Source organism: Oscillibacter sp. (genome assembly GCF_032018205.1).
GTDB lineage: Bacteria > Bacillota > Clostridia > Oscillospirales > Oscillospiraceae > Oscillibacter.
This window is the reverse complement of the sequence record NZ_DALZOY010000004.1, coordinates 38,282-54,989: the sequence shown is the minus strand read 5'-3', so window position 1 is coordinate 54,989 and position 16,708 is coordinate 38,282. Positions and strand designations below refer to the sequence as shown.

Sequence of the window (16,708 nt, the reverse complement as noted above, 5' to 3'; positions counted from 1 at the left end):
GTATGGTGGGGCGTGGGCGCAAAAATTGGCAAGCCCATCAGGAAATGTCCGCCACTTCCAAATATTTAAAGCCATTTTCCGCAATGTGGTCCTTCCGGCCCTGAAGGTTGTCCCCCAGCAGGAGATCGAAGACCCGGGCGGTCTCGTCAAGGTCGGAAGGCTGCACCCGGATGAGCCGCCGGGTTTCCGGGTTCATGGTGGTAAGCCACATCATCTCCGGCTCATTCTCACCCAGACCCTTGGACCGGTCCACCTTCATTTTCTTCCCGGCCAAATCCCGAACAATGTCATTTTTCTCCCTGTCGGAATAGGCGAACCAGGTCTTTTCCCCGCTGTGGATTTCAAACAGGGGGGTTTCCGCGATATAGACATACCCTTCGCGAATCAGGGTGGGGGTGAGACGGTAGAGCATGGTAAGAATCAGCGTGCGGATCTGGAAGCCGTCCACGTCGCCGTCGGTGCAGATGACCACCTTGTTCCACCGGAGGTTCCCCAAGTCAAACTCCGCCAAATCCTTTACGTGCTTATCCTTGACCTCAATCCCGCAGCCCAGCACCTTCATCAGGTCGGTAATGATTTCACTTTTGAAAATCCGGGCGTAGTCTGCCTTCAGGCAGTTTAAAATCTTGCCCCGGACGGGCATGATGCCCTGATACTCCGCGTCCCGGCCCATTTTTACGCTGCCCAGAGCGGAGTCACCCTCCACGATGTAAATTTCCCGGCGGGCCACGTCCCTTGAGCGGCAGTCCACGAATTTTTCCACCCGGTTGGCGATATCAATGCTGCCGGAGAGCTTCTTTTTGATGTTCAGCCGGGCCTTTTCCGCGCTCTCCCGGCTACGCTTGTTGATGAGCACCTGCTCGGCGATTTTCTCCGCGTCAAAGGGGTTTTCGATGAAGTAAATCTCCAGATTGCTCCGCAGAAACTCCGTCATGGCCTCCTGCACAAACTTGTTGGTGATGGCCTTTTTCGTCTGGTTTTCATAGCTGGTGGCGGTGGAAAAGTTGTTTGACACCAGCACCAGGCAGTCTTCAATGTCCGCCCAGGTAATTTTGCTCTCGTTTTTCTGGTACTTGCTGTTTTGTTTCAAATACTGGTCCAGCGCGGAGACAAAGGCGGACTTGGCCGCCTTTTCCGGGCTGCCGCCATGCTCCAGCCAACTGGAGTTGTGATAGTGCTCGGTGACGGTCACCTTGTTTGAAAAGCAGCAGGCCGCGCTGAGCTTCACCTTGTATTCAGGCTTGTCCGCCCGGTCCCGGCCCCGGCGCTCCGTCTCCCAGAATACGGGGGCGGTAAGGCTTCCTTCCCCGGCCAGCTCCGTCACATAGTCCACAATGCCGTTTTGATAGACGAAATCCTCCGTCTCAAACTTTCCCGTCTCCGTCTCGCGGCGGAAGCGGAAGGAAACGCCCGCGTTTACCACAGCCTGACGCTTCATCACGTCGGTGAAGTATTCCGCGGGGATGGCGGTGTCCGTAAACACGTCCAAATCCGGCAGCCACCGAATAGTGGTGCCGGTTTTCTTGCCCCGGTCGGCAGGCTCCTCATGCAGGCCGCCGACATTCTCACCCTGCTCGAAGTGCAGGGTGTATTTCTTCCCGTCCCGCCGGACGGTCACATCCATATATTTGGAGGCGTATTGAGTGGCACAAGAGCCAAGACCGTTCAGCCCCAAGGAGTATTCATAGTTGTCGCCGGTGTTGTTGTCGTATTTTCCGCCGGCGTACAGCTCGCAGAATACCAGCTCCCAGTTCCAGCGGCTCTCCTTCTCGTTCCAGTCCACCGGGCAGCCACGGCCCTGGTCCTCCACCTCAATGGAGCCGTCCTTGTACGACGTGACGGTGATGAGACTGCCGTGCCCCTCCCGGGCCTCGTCGATGGCGTTGGATAAAATCTCAAATACCGCGTGTTCGCAGCCCTCCAGCCCATCGGAGCCGAAGATCACGCCGGGGCGCTTGCGCACCCGGTCCGCGCCCTTCAAAGAGGAGATGCTTTCGTTGCCATAGTCCTTTTTTGACGCCATTGCCTGTTTCCTTTCCGTTTTGTCCTCTGATTCTGAATTATCGTACCATACGCTGTTAAAAAATTCAAGACTGGGGTAAATGCGGAAACTATCCATCCTAAATTGCGTATTATGGCGGAAATGTTCCGGAGCCAAATTTTTCATAATCCGTTTGTCACCCCGGAAATTGACCTGCGTTTCTGGGTTTTACACATTTTCCACCGGGTTTTCCACACTGTTATGTAAACGTCAAAAGCCGCCGGAAAATACGCGTCAAATTCCCACCATCCAAACAGGGAAAAAGAGCCGCCGCACTCCGCTGCGCCGGCTCTTTCCTTTTCCATATTTTCTTGGAGTGCAGGGGCTTTCGCGGCTTACTTCAAAAGCATCAGTATCACGCCGTAAATGGCGGAGGCCAGCGTGCCGAACACAATGACCGGCCCTGCCACCAGAAACATTTTTGCCGCCATGCCGGTGACAAACCCCTCGCTGCGAAAGTCGATGGCAGGGGAAACCACGGCGTTTGCAAAGCCGGTGATGGGGACCAGCGTGCCCGCCCCGCCGTATTTTGCCAGCTTGTTATAAAGGTTCAGCCCCGTAAACAGGGCGGAGAGAAACACTAGCGTGCAGGAGGTTGCGGTGCCCGCGTCCTCCTTATCGAGACCGGCGGACGACCAGCCGTTTAGAATAAGCTGGCCCACCACGCAAATCAGTCCGCCGATGATAAAGGCCAGAACGGTGTTCTTCACAATAGGAGATTTTTTCGATTCTTGTTTGACAAGCTGCGCATATTCCTTGGGAGTGATATCCATAATCCGCCTCCGATGTTGTTTTCGATAGGGTTTCCCTGAAAGGAAAAATTATGCGCGCTTTTAAAAGCAAGAAAGCTTCCAGATAAAAAATACGGCTGCACACCCGGACTTCGGGCGCGCAGCCGCGCAAAGAAAGCTGTTATTTCCGCAGAAGGGGCAGCGTGAGAATAAATCGCGTGGAAGCTTCGTCCGACTCGGCCCGTAAGGTTCCCTTGTGCTCCGCGGCAATGCTTTGAGCGATGGAAAGTCCAAGACCGAAGCCAGATTGTTCTCCTCGGGAGGCATCCGCCCGGTAAAACCGCTCAAACAGGCGGCGAAGCTGCTCCGGCGGGATGGGCGGCCCCTGATTTGCCACCTGAAGCCTTGCCTGCCGGTCCGTTTTCCGAAGCGCAAGAGAGATGCTTGTCCCCTCCGCGCCGTATTTGATGGCATTGTCCAGCAACACGGAAATGGCCTGCTTCAGCCGGTCCGCATCGCCGGTGACAAGCACGTCCGGGTCAATGCCCTCGCAGCCCAGCGATTTTCCAGCGTCAAAAGCTACCGGCTCGAAAAGAAGGGCGCAGTCCGTGGCCGCGTCAGAGAGGGAAACCTCGGAAAATACGCCGGTGCGAACCAGACTGTCGGCCCGGGCCAGCGTCAGCATCTCCTCCACGAGAGAGCGCATCTGCCGCGCCTCGGAAAGAATGTTGTCCGCCCAGCGGGCGGGGCGCTCATCCAGAGGAACGCCGTCCAGAAGCTCCGCGTTGGAGAGGATCACCGTCAGGGGCGTTTTCAGCTCGTGGGACGCGTCGGACAAAAACTGACGCTGCTGATTCCATGCCCGCCCTACCGGGCGGGTGACCAGCCGGGCCAGCAGCACGGAAATTCCCAGCAGTACCAACAGGGCCGCCGCCCCGATTTGCAGCGTGGAGCGGATCATGGATTGCAGGGACGCGGTTTCCATGGAGACGTCCACAAAGGCGATGCGCTGAAAAAATCCGCTGTTTACCCGCAGGTAACGGAGGTTGTAGGCCGGGATATTTCCCGTCTCCCGCTCCTGTTCCATGCAGCTTTGCAGAATCTCCCGCAGGGTGTCCGTGTTTTCAAGGTCGGAATAGGTTCCGCCGGTGACGTAAACGGTATTTCCCCAGACCTCTACGGTGAAATAGGGGAGCTGCACCTGATCCCCGCCAATCATGATTCCGGTCTGTCCCCGGTCCACGCGGGGATCGCGGACGACAACCCGGCGTAAAAGCTCCTGCGTGCTGTCGCGGATGTTGTCTCTGGAGGAGGCATACATGAAAAAGAACGCGCCGCCCAAAACCGCCGTCACCAGCAGCATACAAACCGCCACCACCTGAAGCCTGAGTCTTCGGATCATGGCGTCTCCTCCTCCGGAACCAGACTGTATCCCGCCATGCGCAAGGTGATGATTTTTGCGGTGGATCGCAGGTGCTGAAGCTTTCGGCGGAGAAAAGAGATATAGACCTCCACATTGTTGTCCTCCGCGTCAGACTCGTAGCCCCAGACCTTCAACAGCAGCTTTTCCTTGGTCAGCACCAATCCCTGATTCAGCATCAGCATTTCCAGCATGTCAAATTCCTTCCGGCTCAGCCGCACGGACCGCTCCGCGCAGGAGAGGGTGAAGGTGGACTGCTCCAGCTTTAAATCGCCGCAGGTCAGGGTGGCGGTGTCCCGCAGCTCGGGGGTCCGGCGGGTCAGCGCCCGGATGGCGGCCAGCAGTTCCTTTGGCTCAAAGGGCTTTGTGAGGTAATAGTCCGCGCCGCCGTCCAGTCCCCGCACCCGGTCATCCAGCTCCGAGCGGGCAGTGAGCATCAACACGGGCGTGGCGCTCCCCTCTGCCCGCAGGCGGCGAAGCACTTCAAAGCCATTGAGCTTTGGCAGCATCACATCCAGCAAAATCACGTCGTAAATAGAGGTAAGGGCGTTGTCAAGCCCGCTCTCCCCGTCGTGGCTTACGTCGGCGGTGTAGCCGTTCAGCTCCAGCAGGTCCCGCAGCGTCGCGGCAAGGCGCACCTCATCCTCTACAATTAACACGCGCATGGAAAAGCGCCCCCTTCACAGAAATTCAAAAGATGGACGGGAAACCGTTCCCTTCCCTCAAATGCCGGATTTGTTAAAAGCGGCGCTCAGTCCCCGGAAGAAGAGGCTGCGTTCAGCCCGCTCCCTGCCACCGCCAGCAGCGCGTTCAGCTTATCTTCTCCGATACGGTAAATGGTGGAGTCGTCGTTCACCCGGACGTACCGCCCGTCGCCGCCCAGCACCGGATTGCCTATGAGCAATGTCAGAGCTTGCGCGGTATTGCCGTTGCCGGTGTAGTTCACCGTGACGGTGGCGGCGGGTTCGTCAAAGCCGCACAGGGCGGCCGCTCCGTCGGAGGGACGGTAGTCCACGCAGGCGTCCAGACGCAGCGTTGAAAGCTGTTCCAGCACGTTTTGCACCTGCTCGTCGGCGGTTACGTCGACACCGTCGCACAGCCACGTGACGCTGCCTCCGCTTTCAGGAGAGGACTCGTCTCCGCCTTCATCGGGCTGAGCCTGCGCGCGGAAAGCGGATAGCTCGGTCGTCACGCCCCCCGCCAGAGTGACGGACCCCAGATTGTCCTCCGTCAGGGCCGGAAGCTCGGGGAGAAGAAGCATGTCGTAAATCCCCACGGACATCTCCTTGACCAGTTCATCGGAGATAATAAAAATGGGAGTTTCCGACTCATTCATCAGCATATAGTAGCTGTTTCCGTCAGAGGTGGCGTTGCCCAAAGCCAGCGTGGTAAGCTGCCCGTTGGCTGCGGTGGCGCTCAGTGTCCGGGTGGGCTCCGAAAGGCCATAGTCTTCCGGCGCGCTCCCGTCGGTGATGGTCTGCTGGGGCTTCAGGGTGGAGAGGGTGTTCATCATTTGGCTGAGATAATCCTGATTCAGCGGAAAGTCTGGATCGTCGGTCCAGTACCACTCCCCGTCTTTATTCAGCGCGAAGGATAGCGTGGCGCTGCCGTTGTGGTAAGAAATTGCCTTATAGGCCGCGCCGTCGCTCATTATGCCGGAGGAAGAGCCTGAAGACCCGGCCCCTTCCTGGCTGCGGCGGTTTTTCGCGGATTGTATCGCCAGCACCGCCGCCGTCACCACCGCCGCGGCAAGGAGCAGAAGCAGAAGCGTCCGCCTGTGTCTTTTGTTCATGGGGGAACCCCTTTCTTTTCGGAGCTTGCGCCGCCAAAACGGCGGACAAAGCATATAAATGCATTTATTATAAAGCTTTGCAGCCGTCAGGTCAATCTGCTCCGAGCTGACTGCCTTTTGATCAGAAACAGGATAGTAAAAATTTCTTAAGAAAAGCTGAATTTTTGACAGTACAGCCGGTAAAAATTCTCTTCCGTGCCCCGAAAAAAATGCTAAAAAGGCGCGGTTAAGCGAACGCCGAAAAAGGTGCACAAGTTCCGTCAGGTTTTTAACGGATTTTAACCACATTGTCAGACTTTTCACTTGCAGTTATTTGCCCTCTCCTGTATAATCTAGGGCACATGAGGAAAGATCGAAACGAACAACGAACATTTGGAGGAAAAGAACAGTGCGTGGCATTCACAGCGCCGTAGATGATATCCGGCGGAACGTGTTTACCGAGGTGGCAAAGATTGCCTATGAGGGCGGGGACTATTCCCGCGTTGATATGATTCCTTATAGGATTGTCCCCGGAGAGGATTCTCAGTATCGCAGCAACGTCTTTTTGGCCCGGGCCATTGTACAGGAGCGCGTCCGGCTGGCCTGCGGCCTGCCGCTTCAGCCCGTGGACGTGCGGGCTCCCGCCAGCGCGGGCATCGAGGAGGCCGCATCGGCGGACGACAAGTTTTTTGAAGAACCGCTGGTAAACGTAATTTCATTTGCCTGCAACGCGTGTCCCACCAAGCGGATTCGGGTGACCGACAGTTGTCAGGGATGTATGTCTCATCCCTGTCAGGCGGTTTGCCCCAGGGACGCGATTTATTTTGACGAGATGAAGCACTCCCACATCGACCAGAGCAAGTGCATCAAGTGCGGCCGCTGCGTCAACCAGTGCCCCTACCACGCCATCAGCAATCTGGAGCGGCCCTGCGCCGCCGCCTGCGGGATGGACGCCATTGAATCCGACGAGCGGGGCCGGGCCAAAATCAACTATGACAAGTGCGTCTCCTGTGGCATGTGTCTGGTAAACTGCCCCTTTGCCGCCATCGCGGACAAGAGCCAGATTTTTCAGATTATTCATGCCATGAAGCGCCATGATGGGGTGATTGCCTGCGTTGCCCCCGCCTTTGTCAACCAGTTTGGAAAGGGCGCTTCTCCGGCAAAGCTGAAGGCTGCCATGCGCCGCTGCGGCTTTGCCGACGTGGTGGAGGTGGCCGTGGGTGCAGATTTATGTACCATTGAGGAAGCGGAGGACTTTTTGGAAAAGGTTCCGGCGGAGCAGCCCTTTATGGGAACCTCCTGCTGTCCCGCGTGGAGCATGATGGCAAAAAAGCTTTTCCCGGATTTCAAGGATTATATCTCCATGGCCCTGACTCCCATGGTGATTACCGCCCGGATGGTGAAAAAGGAACATCCCGGCGCGCGCATCTGCTTTATCGGCCCCTGCGCCGCGAAAAAGCTGGAGGCCAACCGCAAATCCGTCCGGTCCGACGTGGACTATGTGCTGACCTTTGAGGAGCTTCAGGGCATGTTTGACGCCAAGGAAATTGATTTTTCCCAGCTCCCCGAGGACCCGGCGGACGATTTCACCGTGGCGACCGGCGCGGGCCGGGGCTTCGCGGTGGGCGGCGGCGTGGCCGCCGCGGTGGTGGAGGCCGTGAAGCGCATCGACCCGGAGCGGGAGATGTTGATTGACTATGGCGACGGACTGCGGGAGTGCCGCAAGATGCTCACTCTTGCAAAGGCCGGAAAACGGGACGGTTATCTGCTGGAGGGCATGGCCTGTCCCGGCGGCTGCGTCGCCGGCGCAGGCACCATCGCCCCGGTGCGGGAAACCGCCGCCGCGGTCCAGAAATATAAGGATGGCGCGGCCATTCAAAACGCGCTGGACAGCCCCCTGAAAGAGCGGCTGGGAGATACAAAGGAATAAATACCGGGCGGCCGCCGAAAAGTTTGCAAACTTTTCGGCGGCCTGCAACTTTTTCTGCGCCGGCACGTCTTTACAATAGAGCCTGTTCCGCGCGGTTTCCAAAGATTGCATGGGGGAAAGCGCCCGTCCGGGATTTACTTTCTTTTTAAGGCATGGTATTCTGAAAGCGTTATAAATAAAAGAGTTGACAACAACCGAAGAGACTATGGAGGCATGAACGTCGATATGAAAAACTACCTGCGCCGCATTTTTTCCAGCGTTCTGGCAGCATCTTTGCTGTGTGCGCTGATGGTTCCCGCCGCGGCATCTACCGCGCTGGGCGAGGACCTGCTTCAAAAGGACGTCCCGGTGCACCGGGATACGCAGTTGTCCACCAACGTGTTCTGGAGCACCGCCTACAACGATATGCGGGTGGAAAACCTGATTACATACAGGCCTGGCTCCTCCGCAACGCCCATGGTGACCTACGGCAGCGTGCTTACATCCTGCAATACCGTCTCCTCCGCCGCACAGGCGCTGGAGAGTCAGGGTTACCGCGTGGTGGCGGGCCTGAACGGAGACTTTTACAATGTGAACAACGGCCTTCCCATCGGCATGGTGGCGGCGCAGGGCGAGCTGAAAAGCTCCGACGGCGGCTATTGGGCCATCGGCTTCCGACAGGACGGCACCGCCGTGCTGGGCAAGCCCGCTGTGAAGGTCAGTGCCGACCTTGGCTATGAGATGCTGGACAACGGTGATTTCCCCGCCCGCGTGGTGCGCCAGCTTGCCGCTGTCAACAAGGCCCGGGTTTCCGGAGGCGGAATCTACCTCTATACGTATGAATTCAACTCCAAACACACCATCGGCACCTCGGAGCCGGGGGTGGATGTGGTGTGCACCATCCAGAGCGGCTCTTTGGCTTTAAGCGGAAGCCCGCTGGTGCTGACGGTGGACAGCGTGCTTGCCGACGCGGCGGGCACCGCCGTTCCGCAGGGGAAAGTGGTTTTATCCGTCAACAATCAAGCGGATGCCTATGCCCTGGACGCTATGAAAAATATTCCCGTCGGCGCAACGATCACCATTACCGCCGCCCCGGCCACCGGCGACTGGCTGGACGTGCAGTATGCCGTGGGCGCGCTGTATGCGCTGGTGCAGAATGGCAGCGTGGTTTCCGGACTTCCCACCGATGTGAACCCCCGCACCGCCGTGGGCCAGAAGGCCGACGGAACGCTGGTGTTCTATACCATCGACGGACGCAGGTCTGGGTATTCCGTGGGCGCGTCCATGACGCAGGTGGCCCAGCGGCTGATTGAGCTGGGCTGCGTCACCGCTCTGTGTCTCGACGGCGGCGGGTCCACCACCTTCACTGCAACCCAGCCGGACGCGGTGAACGCGAAAACCGTCAATCGACCTTCCGGCGGCAGCGAGCGGGCAGTGAGCAATCAGATTTTTCTGGTGGCCCCCAACCAGTCCAGCGGACAACTGAGCCATTTCTACGTTTCTACTGACAACAGCTATGTGTTGGCGGGCAGCAAGGTAAACGTGACTGCCGCCGCCGTGGATACCAATTACATTCCCATGAGCGGCAAAAGCTATACCCTCAGCACCAGCGCCGGGGAGATTGAAAACGGCGTTCTTACCACCCCCGCCAGCGGCGGAGAGGTGACTGTCACCGCCACGGGCGGCGGGCAGTCCGGCTCTGCCAAGGTTCACGCCGTCACCACGCCGGACTCCATCTCCGTGAAAAACGGCGCCACCGCCGTCACCACGCTGACTGTGGCTCCCGGCAGCGCAACAACCCTCACCGCCTCCGCCGTTTATCGGCATCTGGCCCTGAAGGCGGACCCGGAGGCCTTTGCCTGGGCTGTCACCGGCGATATCGGCGCGGTGGACAAAACCGGGAAGTTTACCGCCGGTTCTCCCGGAACCGGCACCCTGACGGTTTCCGCCGGGGGAAAGACCGCCACGGTGCAGGTGAATGTCTCCCACATCGCCCTTGCCACGGTGGAGGACTTTGAAGCCGCCGCACCCGAGCTTTCCTCCTTCAGCTACGGCGCAACCATTTCCCGCGTTACCGACATGAATCTGGTGAAGTACGGCCGGGCTTCCGCCGCCGTGAATTACACCATCGGCGCGGACGGAACCTCCTCTATTCTCTTCGCCGTGCCCTATTCTATCGGCAGCGCCTATACCCAGATGAGCTTCTGGCTGTATGGCGACAAGTCTGGCAACGCGCTGACCGTTTTGACCTCCGACGGGGCCAACACCGTGGAAACCCCGGCAGGCAGCGTGGACTTTACCGGCTGGAAGCAGATTACCGTTGCTCTGCCCACAGGGGCCGCGACGTTGGCAGGCTTTAAGATGACCTCTGGAATCAACGCGGACGGGACAGCAACCGCCGCATCCGGCACACTGTATCTGGATCAGTTGGTGACCTCCTATAACAACGTGGTGGACACCGCGCCCCCCGAGGTGAAGGCCTCCCTCTCGGGAACCAGCCTAACCGCAACGATTACCGACGCGGCAGACAAATTCCCTGCCCAGAGCGGCGTGTCCGTGACTATGGACGGCAAGGCCGTTTCCTTTACCTATGACCCGGCGAAGGGAACTCTTTCCGCCGCGCTCTCTGTGAGCGATACCTATGCTCACCGCGTTACCGTCACCGCACGGGACGCTTCCGGCAACATCGGCCGCGCCTCCTGCGACATTGCCGCCACCGGCGGTGAGACGCAGTTCGGCGATACCGCGGGTTATTGGGCCGGGACCTACGTGGACTGGCTGAAAACCGCCGGGATTACCACCGGGTATGAGGACGGGACCTTCCGCCCCAACCAATCCATTACCCGCCAGCAATTTGCCGTGATGCTTTACCGCTATCTGGGACTGGACGGAAGCGGATACGAAGCAAACGACCTTCCCTTCGCAGACGCGGGAGACATTGGCGAGTATGCCCGCACCGCAGTGAAAACGCTGTACTCCATGGGGATTCTTACCGGGTCTGAGAAGAATGGAAAGATTTATTTTAACCCCGGTGCAAGTCTTACCCGCGCTCAGGCGGCAACGATGATCGGCCGGACCCAGCAGAAGGGCTATGCCCAGGCGGCCCTCACCTTTAAGGACGCGGCCTCCATTCCCGCCTACGCCGCCTATTACATTCAGACCATGGCGGCCCAGAAGGTCATCAGCGGCTATGAGGACGGCGCGTTCCGCCCCAACACCTCGATCACCCGTGGACAGATGGCGAAGATTCTCTACAATCTGCTGTAAAGACAGCGTGAAAAATTTTCGCGGCAAACGCGAAGAATCAAAACGTGAGGCCCCGGGGAACTTAATTCCCCGGGGCCTTTCGGTTTGCGTTGTTCTCTGCGCGCCCACGAGAGGAGGTTTTAAAGAAAGAAGCGGGAAATTGAAAGAATTTAGTCGGATGGCCTAAATGTTAAAAATTGTCCGGTTGATTTTTCGACGGGATAGGAGTAGACTGACGAGACAATTATTGAAGGGAGGGAGCTTTTTGCGTGCCTATACGGCGGACCAGTGGGTCCTGTTGTTTTTTTTCTACTGTCTGTGCGGCTGGGTTTGGGAGTCGTGCTACGTCTCCGTGCGGCGACGCAGATGGGTTAACCGGGGCTTCCTCTACGGGCCGGTGCTGCCCATTTACGGCTCCGGAGCCATCCTGATTTTGCTGTTTACTCTGCCGGTGCGAAACTATTTTGCGTTGCTGTACCTGAGCGGCGCGGTGGCGGCCACGCTGCTGGAATACGTCACCGGCGCGGCCATGGAGCGGCTTTTCAAGGTGCGCTATTGGGACTATTCAGGACAAAGGTTCAATGTGAACGGCTATATCTGCCTTTCCAGCAGCATTGCTTGGGGCTTTTTCTCCATTTTACTGGTGAAGGTAGTCCATCCGCCGATTGCGCGATTGGTGCTGTCCATTCCTGCCGCATTCGCCACGCCGCTGGCGCTGGCGCTGGTGGCGGGCTTTACCGTGGACGCGGTGCGCTCCGTGCAGGCCGCGCTGGACCTTCGCGCCATGCTGGAAAAGCTCACGGAGGAAAACGAGGAGCTGCGCCGCCTTGCCCGGCGGATGGAGATTATCTCTGCCTTCGCGGAGGAGGATTTGCAAAAATTTCGGGACAAAACCCAGGTGGAGCGCATTTTACTGCAAAGCCGGCTGAGAGAAGAACGGCAAAAGAGGGCCAAAGGCCGGGCGGAACGGAAGCAGCGGCGGGAGGATCGACTGGCCGAGGCGCTGCGAACACTGTCGGACGCCACTCTGAGTGCGCTGGAGAACGTGGCCGCCTCCGCCGAGGTCTGTCGGGATCAACTGATGGGCGAAAATGGCCTGTCCGCCGGGAAGCTGGCGGAGCTGGACGAGGCGGTGAAAAAGCTGCGGGCGCGGCAGGAGGCCGTTCGGGCCAGAACCGCGAAAACCTATCGTCAGGCTTTGCGTATCCTGCGGGGCAATCCCTCTGCCGCCGCGCGGCAATACCCCGAGGCCATGGAGAACCTTCGCCGTCTGGAAGGGACCGACAAGGACTGAGAACGCTCTTTTCCAAACCCACGCTTGCTTTTGCTGCTTGTCGGAATAAGCGAGTGATTTTCATAATAAAAAAAGGCCGGAGCGTGTATTCACGCTCCGGCCTTTATGTATGCTGTGAAATTTTCGGCGTCTCGCCGTTAAAACTTAAAACAGCCCCCTGTCCTCATCACCCGATTCCTGCCGCTCCGAGCCGAAATTGGGAGAAACGCCGCTGGTGCGCTTGGCAGTTTCATAGTATCCCAGCTTCGTGCACTGATAGGAGGCCAGGTAAAAAAGTTGTACCGCCACAGTCCACAAAGAGCAAAAGAGACTGATGGTAAAGGATACGCCCGTGGAGGGCAGCGTATAGGCGGTGCCGGTGATGGAGGCGGCGGTGATCTGAGAAAAGACGTAGGCAACCCACAGAGTTGAGGGCAGGTAAGCCAGCACCAGCCATCCCAAATAGCTTAAATCCAGCGCAAACAGCTGCCCTTTGTAGCCCAGGGTTTGCCGTTTGCTCATTGCCAGCGCCTCCAGACAGCCCAGCTCTGGATTTTCGCAGAGATTCAGATAGGCGAAGCGATAGCTGTACGTAGCCACAATGCCCGGGATAAAGAACAGAAGGGACCAGAGAAAGATAAAAACATACTGTAAAATAGCAAGTCCGATCACCCGCCCCGCGAAGGAAAACCCATCAAACAGCGTGAGATATCCGGCCCGGACACCCCGCCGGATATCCATGCAGTAGAGAATAAAGCCGGCTTGCAGGACAACGCCCAGAAGCGAAGTCAGGATGCTGACAAAGCTTCCCAGGGGATTCCCGTAAGTCACGGGGCTGCCGCTGCTGGCCAGAGCGTCCACCATGCTCAGGGCCAGAATCAGCAGAAGATAAAGCCCCACAAATCCCTTGGGACTTACCTGTGCGGAGCGAAGCATCTCCTTCATCTCCGCTTTTAATGCAGGCCGGTCAATCTGTTCCACAATAAAAACTCCTTTCGTGCCGCCGGATACCGGAAGCAAACCATTTCTCATAACAGCGGTGCAGATGTCACCGCTGCGTGCTTTTTCATCAGTGTATCATGCATGGGAAAGCTTGGCAAGACCCGGTTGGTCCACCATAAAAAGATATACAAATTTCGTTAAAAAAAGCACAAATTTCTGAGAAAAGCAGCACTAACAGTCTGGACAATTATTCATTTTAGGTGTAGAATAATGCGCAGTATGTGGCAGAGCAACCTTTAACGCTCTAACCAGGAGAAAAATGAGGTGAAAACAATGGCACAAGCGTTTTTCGGCGGTGTTCATCCCCATGATATGAAGGCCGCCACCAATGAAAAGGCCATCGAACAACTGGCACCCCCGGCTGAGGTGGTCATCCCCATGTCCATGCACTTCGGCGCTCCGTGTACCCCCCTTGTCAAGGCGGGCGACCATGTGAAAGTCGGACAGAAAATCGGCGAGTTCCGCGGCTTGGGCGCACCGATTCACGCCAGCGTTTCCGGCACGGTAAAGGCCGTGGAGCCCCGACCCTATTCCATGGGGGGCAACATGACCGCCATCGTGATCGAAAATGACATGAAAAACGAGCTGAGCGAAGAAATCAAGGCCCCCGCGGACCCCAGCGCACTCACCGTCGAGGAGATGGTGGAGCTCGTCAAGGACGCCGGCATTGTCGGCATGGGCGGAGCAACCTTCCCTACCCATGTGAAGATCTCCGGCGGAATCGGCAAGGTCGACACCGTGATCATCAACGGCGCGGAGTGCGAGCCCTACATCACAGGCGACCATCGCGCTATGCTGGAGCGCCCCGAGGAAATCATCGGAGGCGCGATTTATCTGGCCAAAATGTTTGGCGTGGATAAGGTCGTCATCGGTGTGGAGGACAACAAGCGCGACGGAATTGACGCCATGAACAGGGTCATTGCCCAGAAGCATGCCCCCGTGGTGGTGGAGTCCCTGCACTGCCGTTACCCTCAGGGCGGTGAAAAGCAGCTCTGTCAGGCTGTTACCGGCAAGCAGGTTCCTCCGGGAGGACTGCCCTCCGCCATCGGCTGCGCCGTGTTCAATATCAACACCACCTGCGCCATCTACCGGGCCGTTACTCAGGGGTTGCCCGTGGTGAGCAAGGTGGTTACTGTCTCCGGCTCCGGCGTGATTGACCCGAAGAATCTGGAGTGCCCCATCGGGACGCCCGTGGCAAACCTGCTGGACGCCTGCGGCGGCCTGAAGGACGGTACATATAAGCTGATCGCCGGCGGCCCCATGATGGGCATGGCCCAGTACACCGCGGACATCCCGGTGGCCAAGGGCACCGGCGCGGTTTTGGCGTTCTGCGAAAACGAAGAGCAGACCGTGGAGCATCCCCAGTGCATCCGCTGCGGCAAGTGCGTTTCCGTCTGCCCGGTGAAGCTGGAGCCCCTGTTTATGTATCAGTATGCTTCCAAGGGGATGACCGAGGAGCTGAACGCCGCCAACATTATGGACTGCATGGAATGCGGCGCGTGCTCTTACATCTGCCCCGCCCGGATTCATCTGACTCATATGTTTAAAACCGGCAAGCAGCTGGTGAAGGATAAAGCGGCCGCCGACAAGGCAGCCGCCGAAAAGGCCGCCGCATTGGCGGACAAGACAGAGAAGAAGGAGGCGTGAGAGATGACCGACTATAAAAATCTGAAGCTGATCGCCACGTCTTCTCCCCATATCCGCGCCGCAGAAAACACCCGCTCCATTATGCTGGATGTGATTATTGCTATGCTGCCCGCCCTTGCCTATGCTGTGTGGGCGTTTGGTCTTCGGGCGCTGACGGTGACCTGCGCCAGCGTGATTTTCTGCATGGGATGGGAATGGGCGTACCGCAAGCTGATGAAAAAAAATCAGGCTGTGGGCGATCTTTCCGCAGTGGTCACGGGTATGCTGCTGGCATTCGTCTGCCCCGTGGGCGTGACCTATTTTGCTCTGTTCGTGGGCAGCTTTTTCTCCGTCGTGGTTGCCAAGCAGCTCTTCGGCGGCATCGGCAAGAACTTTGTAAACCCGGCTCTGGTGGGCCGTGCCATGATGGTGGCCTCCTTCGCCGGGAACATGACTACCTGGGCGAAGTTTCAGGCCACCTCTCACCTGTTCGGCTCTAACGCCGACACGGTGACGGCGGCCACCCCCATGGCCTATCTCCATACCAATAATTTGCAGGGACTGCTGGACAGCGGCGTCACCATGACGGACATGTTCCTGGGGCGCATCGGCGGGTCCATCGGCGAAATTTCTGCCCTGATGCTCATTGCCGGCGGCATTTACCTGCTGGCCCGCAAGGTCATCTCCTGGCAGACCCCGGTGAGCTACATCGCCACCGTGGTCGTTTTGACGCTGCTTTTCCCCCGTGGGAACGATGCGATTACGTGGATGCTGTTCAACCTGCTGGGCGGCGGACTGCTGCTGGGCGCGTTTTTCATGGCGACCGATTACGCGACCTCTCCCGTCACCCCCACGGGCCAGTTGATCTATGGCATCGGCTGCGGCCTGATTACCGTGTTTATCCGCTATTTCGGCTCCTATAACGAGGGCGTGTGCTACTCCATTCTGGTGATGAACCTGCTGACCGCCCTCATCGACAAGTATGTGAAGCCTCAGCGCTTCGGCGTCGTCAAATCCGATAAGAAGGAGGCGGCTTCGAAATGAGCGAACAAGTGAAAAGCAAGGAAAGAATCACGATGGACCCCAAGTACATTTTGGTGCTGACGTTCACCCTGACTATCACCTGCATCATCGTGGCGGGACTGCTGGGCCTTGTCAATCAGGTGACCGAGCCCAATATTACCGCCGCCAACAAGGCCAAGACCGTGGCGGCCATGTCCGCCGTGGTGGCCGATCCCAACAGCACCTTTTCCGACGCGCTGGAGATTACCGACGAAATGACCGCCGCCGCTGCAACCTATAAGACCAAGGTGACTGAGATTTATCAGGTCATCGGGTCCGACGGGGCCGAAGCGGGCTACGCCGTGAAGATGGCCGCCAGCGGCTCTCAGGGCACCATCGTGATGATGGTGGGCGTGGACGCGGAAGACAGCGTCACCGGCGTATCCATCGTCTCCCACGCCGAAACCTCCGGCATCGGCACCAAGATTATGAACAACGATCCGCTGCCTGGCAGCGGCGTGGGCGTTTTGGAGCAGTTTGTCGGCATGAGCCATACGGACGGCGACCTGACGGTTGGCAGCAATGTGGACGCCATCACCGGCGCCACCGTGTCCACCAAGGGCGTCACCGGCGGCGTGAACGGCGCACTTGCCGTGACCGCCGCAATGGGTTGAGAAAGGGGGAGTT

12 protein-coding genes are annotated in these 16,708 nt (G+C 58.1%); 6 read left to right on the top strand and 6 right to left on the bottom strand.

Features of this window, described 5'->3' with window-relative positions; translation table 11 throughout:
- Window positions 1-37: 37 nt before the first annotated feature.
- The 5 genes from RTU96_RS04435 to RTU96_RS04415 all read right to left on the bottom strand — a co-directional run bounded on the left by RTU96_RS04435 (window position 38) and on the right by RTU96_RS04415 (window position 5,984).
- On the bottom strand, window positions 38-2,023 hold the full coding sequence (locus tag RTU96_RS04435) for a type IIA DNA topoisomerase subunit B (RefSeq protein ID WP_293008325.1): 1,986 nt from the start codon (window positions 2,021-2,023) through the stop codon (window positions 38-40).
- A 353-nt stretch (window positions 2,024-2,376) separates the two neighbouring features.
- Window positions 2,377-2,814, bottom strand: a complete 438-nt coding sequence (spoVAC, locus tag RTU96_RS04430; protein ID WP_312635179.1) for a stage V sporulation protein AC — start codon at window positions 2,812-2,814, stop codon at window positions 2,377-2,379.
- Window positions 2,815-2,953: 139 nt separating this feature from the next.
- Window positions 2,954-4,174, bottom strand: a complete 1,221-nt coding sequence (locus RTU96_RS04425; RefSeq protein ID WP_312635178.1) for a HAMP domain-containing sensor histidine kinase — start codon at window positions 4,172-4,174, stop codon at window positions 2,954-2,956.
- Window positions 4,171-4,857 carry a response regulator transcription factor gene (locus RTU96_RS04420; RefSeq protein WP_293008331.1) on the bottom strand — a complete coding sequence of 229 codons (687 nt, stop codon included), beginning with the start codon at window positions 4,855-4,857 and terminating at the stop codon, window positions 4,171-4,173. The genes RTU96_RS04425 and RTU96_RS04420 overlap by 4 nt, the downstream gene beginning before the upstream one ends.
- 86 nt (window positions 4,858-4,943) lie before the next feature.
- Window positions 4,944-5,984 carry a DUF4340 domain-containing protein gene (locus tag RTU96_RS04415; protein ID WP_312635177.1) on the bottom strand — a complete coding sequence of 347 codons (1,041 nt, stop codon included), beginning with the start codon at window positions 5,982-5,984 and terminating at the stop codon, window positions 4,944-4,946.
- A gap of 388 nt (window positions 5,985-6,372) precedes the next feature.
- Here RTU96_RS04415 and RTU96_RS04410 point away from each other — a divergent pair, with 388 nt between their 5' ends.
- The 3 genes from RTU96_RS04410 (at window position 6,373) to RTU96_RS04400 (ending at window position 12,412) form a co-directional block, all read left to right on the top strand.
- Window positions 6,373-7,893 carry a 4Fe-4S dicluster domain-containing protein gene (locus tag RTU96_RS04410; protein WP_312635176.1) on the top strand — a complete coding sequence of 507 codons (1,521 nt, stop codon included), beginning with the start codon at window positions 6,373-6,375 and terminating at the stop codon, window positions 7,891-7,893.
- Between the two features lie 213 nt (window positions 7,894-8,106).
- Window positions 8,107-11,139: an S-layer homology domain-containing protein gene (locus RTU96_RS04405; RefSeq protein WP_312635175.1), complete on the top strand. Its 3,033-nt coding sequence runs from the start codon at window positions 8,107-8,109 to the stop codon at window positions 11,137-11,139.
- Between the two features lie 244 nt (window positions 11,140-11,383).
- A complete protein-coding gene (locus RTU96_RS04400; RefSeq protein WP_312635174.1) occupies window positions 11,384-12,412 on the top strand; it encodes a putative ABC transporter permease in 1,029 nt (342 codons plus the stop codon).
- A 144-nt stretch (window positions 12,413-12,556) separates the two neighbouring features.
- On the opposite strand, the gene RTU96_RS04395 is transcribed toward RTU96_RS04400, so the two are convergent.
- Window positions 12,557-13,372, bottom strand: coding sequence for a DUF975 family protein (locus RTU96_RS04395; RefSeq protein ID WP_312635173.1), 816 nt, complete (start codon window positions 13,370-13,372; stop codon window positions 12,557-12,559).
- Between the two features lie 294 nt (window positions 13,373-13,666).
- Between RTU96_RS04395 and rsxC the strand changes: the two genes are divergently transcribed.
- Genes rsxC through RTU96_RS04380 form a run of 3 tightly spaced genes read left to right on the top strand, consistent with a single transcriptional unit; the run spans window position 13,667 to window position 16,695 of the window.
- Window positions 13,667-15,040 carry an electron transport complex subunit RsxC gene (gene rsxC / locus RTU96_RS04390; protein WP_312635172.1) on the top strand — a complete coding sequence of 458 codons (1,374 nt, stop codon included), beginning with the start codon at window positions 13,667-13,669 and terminating at the stop codon, window positions 15,038-15,040.
- Between the two features lie 3 nt (window positions 15,041-15,043).
- A complete protein-coding gene (locus RTU96_RS04385; RefSeq protein ID WP_293008343.1) occupies window positions 15,044-16,063 on the top strand; it encodes an RnfABCDGE type electron transport complex subunit D in 1,020 nt (339 codons plus the stop codon).
- On the top strand, window positions 16,060-16,695 hold the full coding sequence (locus RTU96_RS04380; RefSeq protein WP_312635171.1) for an FMN-binding protein: 636 nt from the start codon (window positions 16,060-16,062) through the stop codon (window positions 16,693-16,695). Before RTU96_RS04385 ends, RTU96_RS04380 begins: the two co-directional genes overlap by 4 nt.
- Window positions 16,696-16,708 lie beyond the last annotated feature (13 nt).

Bases quoted from the DNA above. Each gene is read 5' to 3' on its own strand.
- RTU96_RS04415 (WP_312635177.1), bottom strand. From the start codon at position 5,984: ATGAACAAAAGACACAGGCGGACGCTTCTGCTTCTGCTCCTTGCCGCG.
- RTU96_RS04435 (WP_293008325.1), bottom strand. From the start codon at position 2,023: ATGGCGTCAAAAAAGGACTATGGCAACGAAAGCATCTCCTCTTTGAAG.
- RTU96_RS04425 (WP_312635178.1), bottom strand. From the start codon at position 4,174: ATGATCCGAAGACTCAGGCTTCAGGTGGTGGCGGTTTGTATGCTGCTG.
- RTU96_RS04420 (WP_293008331.1), bottom strand. From the start codon at position 4,857: ATGCGCGTGTTAATTGTAGAGGATGAGGTGCGCCTTGCCGCGACGCTG.
- rsxC (WP_312635172.1), top strand. From the start codon at position 13,667: ATGGCACAAGCGTTTTTCGGCGGTGTTCATCCCCATGATATGAAGGCC.
- RTU96_RS04405 (WP_312635175.1), top strand. From the start codon at position 8,107: ATGAACGTCGATATGAAAAACTACCTGCGCCGCATTTTTTCCAGCGTT.
- spoVAC (WP_312635179.1), bottom strand. From the start codon at position 2,814: ATGGATATCACTCCCAAGGAATATGCGCAGCTTGTCAAACAAGAATCG.
- RTU96_RS04380 (WP_312635171.1), top strand. From the start codon at position 16,060: ATGAGCGAACAAGTGAAAAGCAAGGAAAGAATCACGATGGACCCCAAG.
- RTU96_RS04385 (WP_293008343.1), top strand. From the start codon at position 15,044: ATGACCGACTATAAAAATCTGAAGCTGATCGCCACGTCTTCTCCCCAT.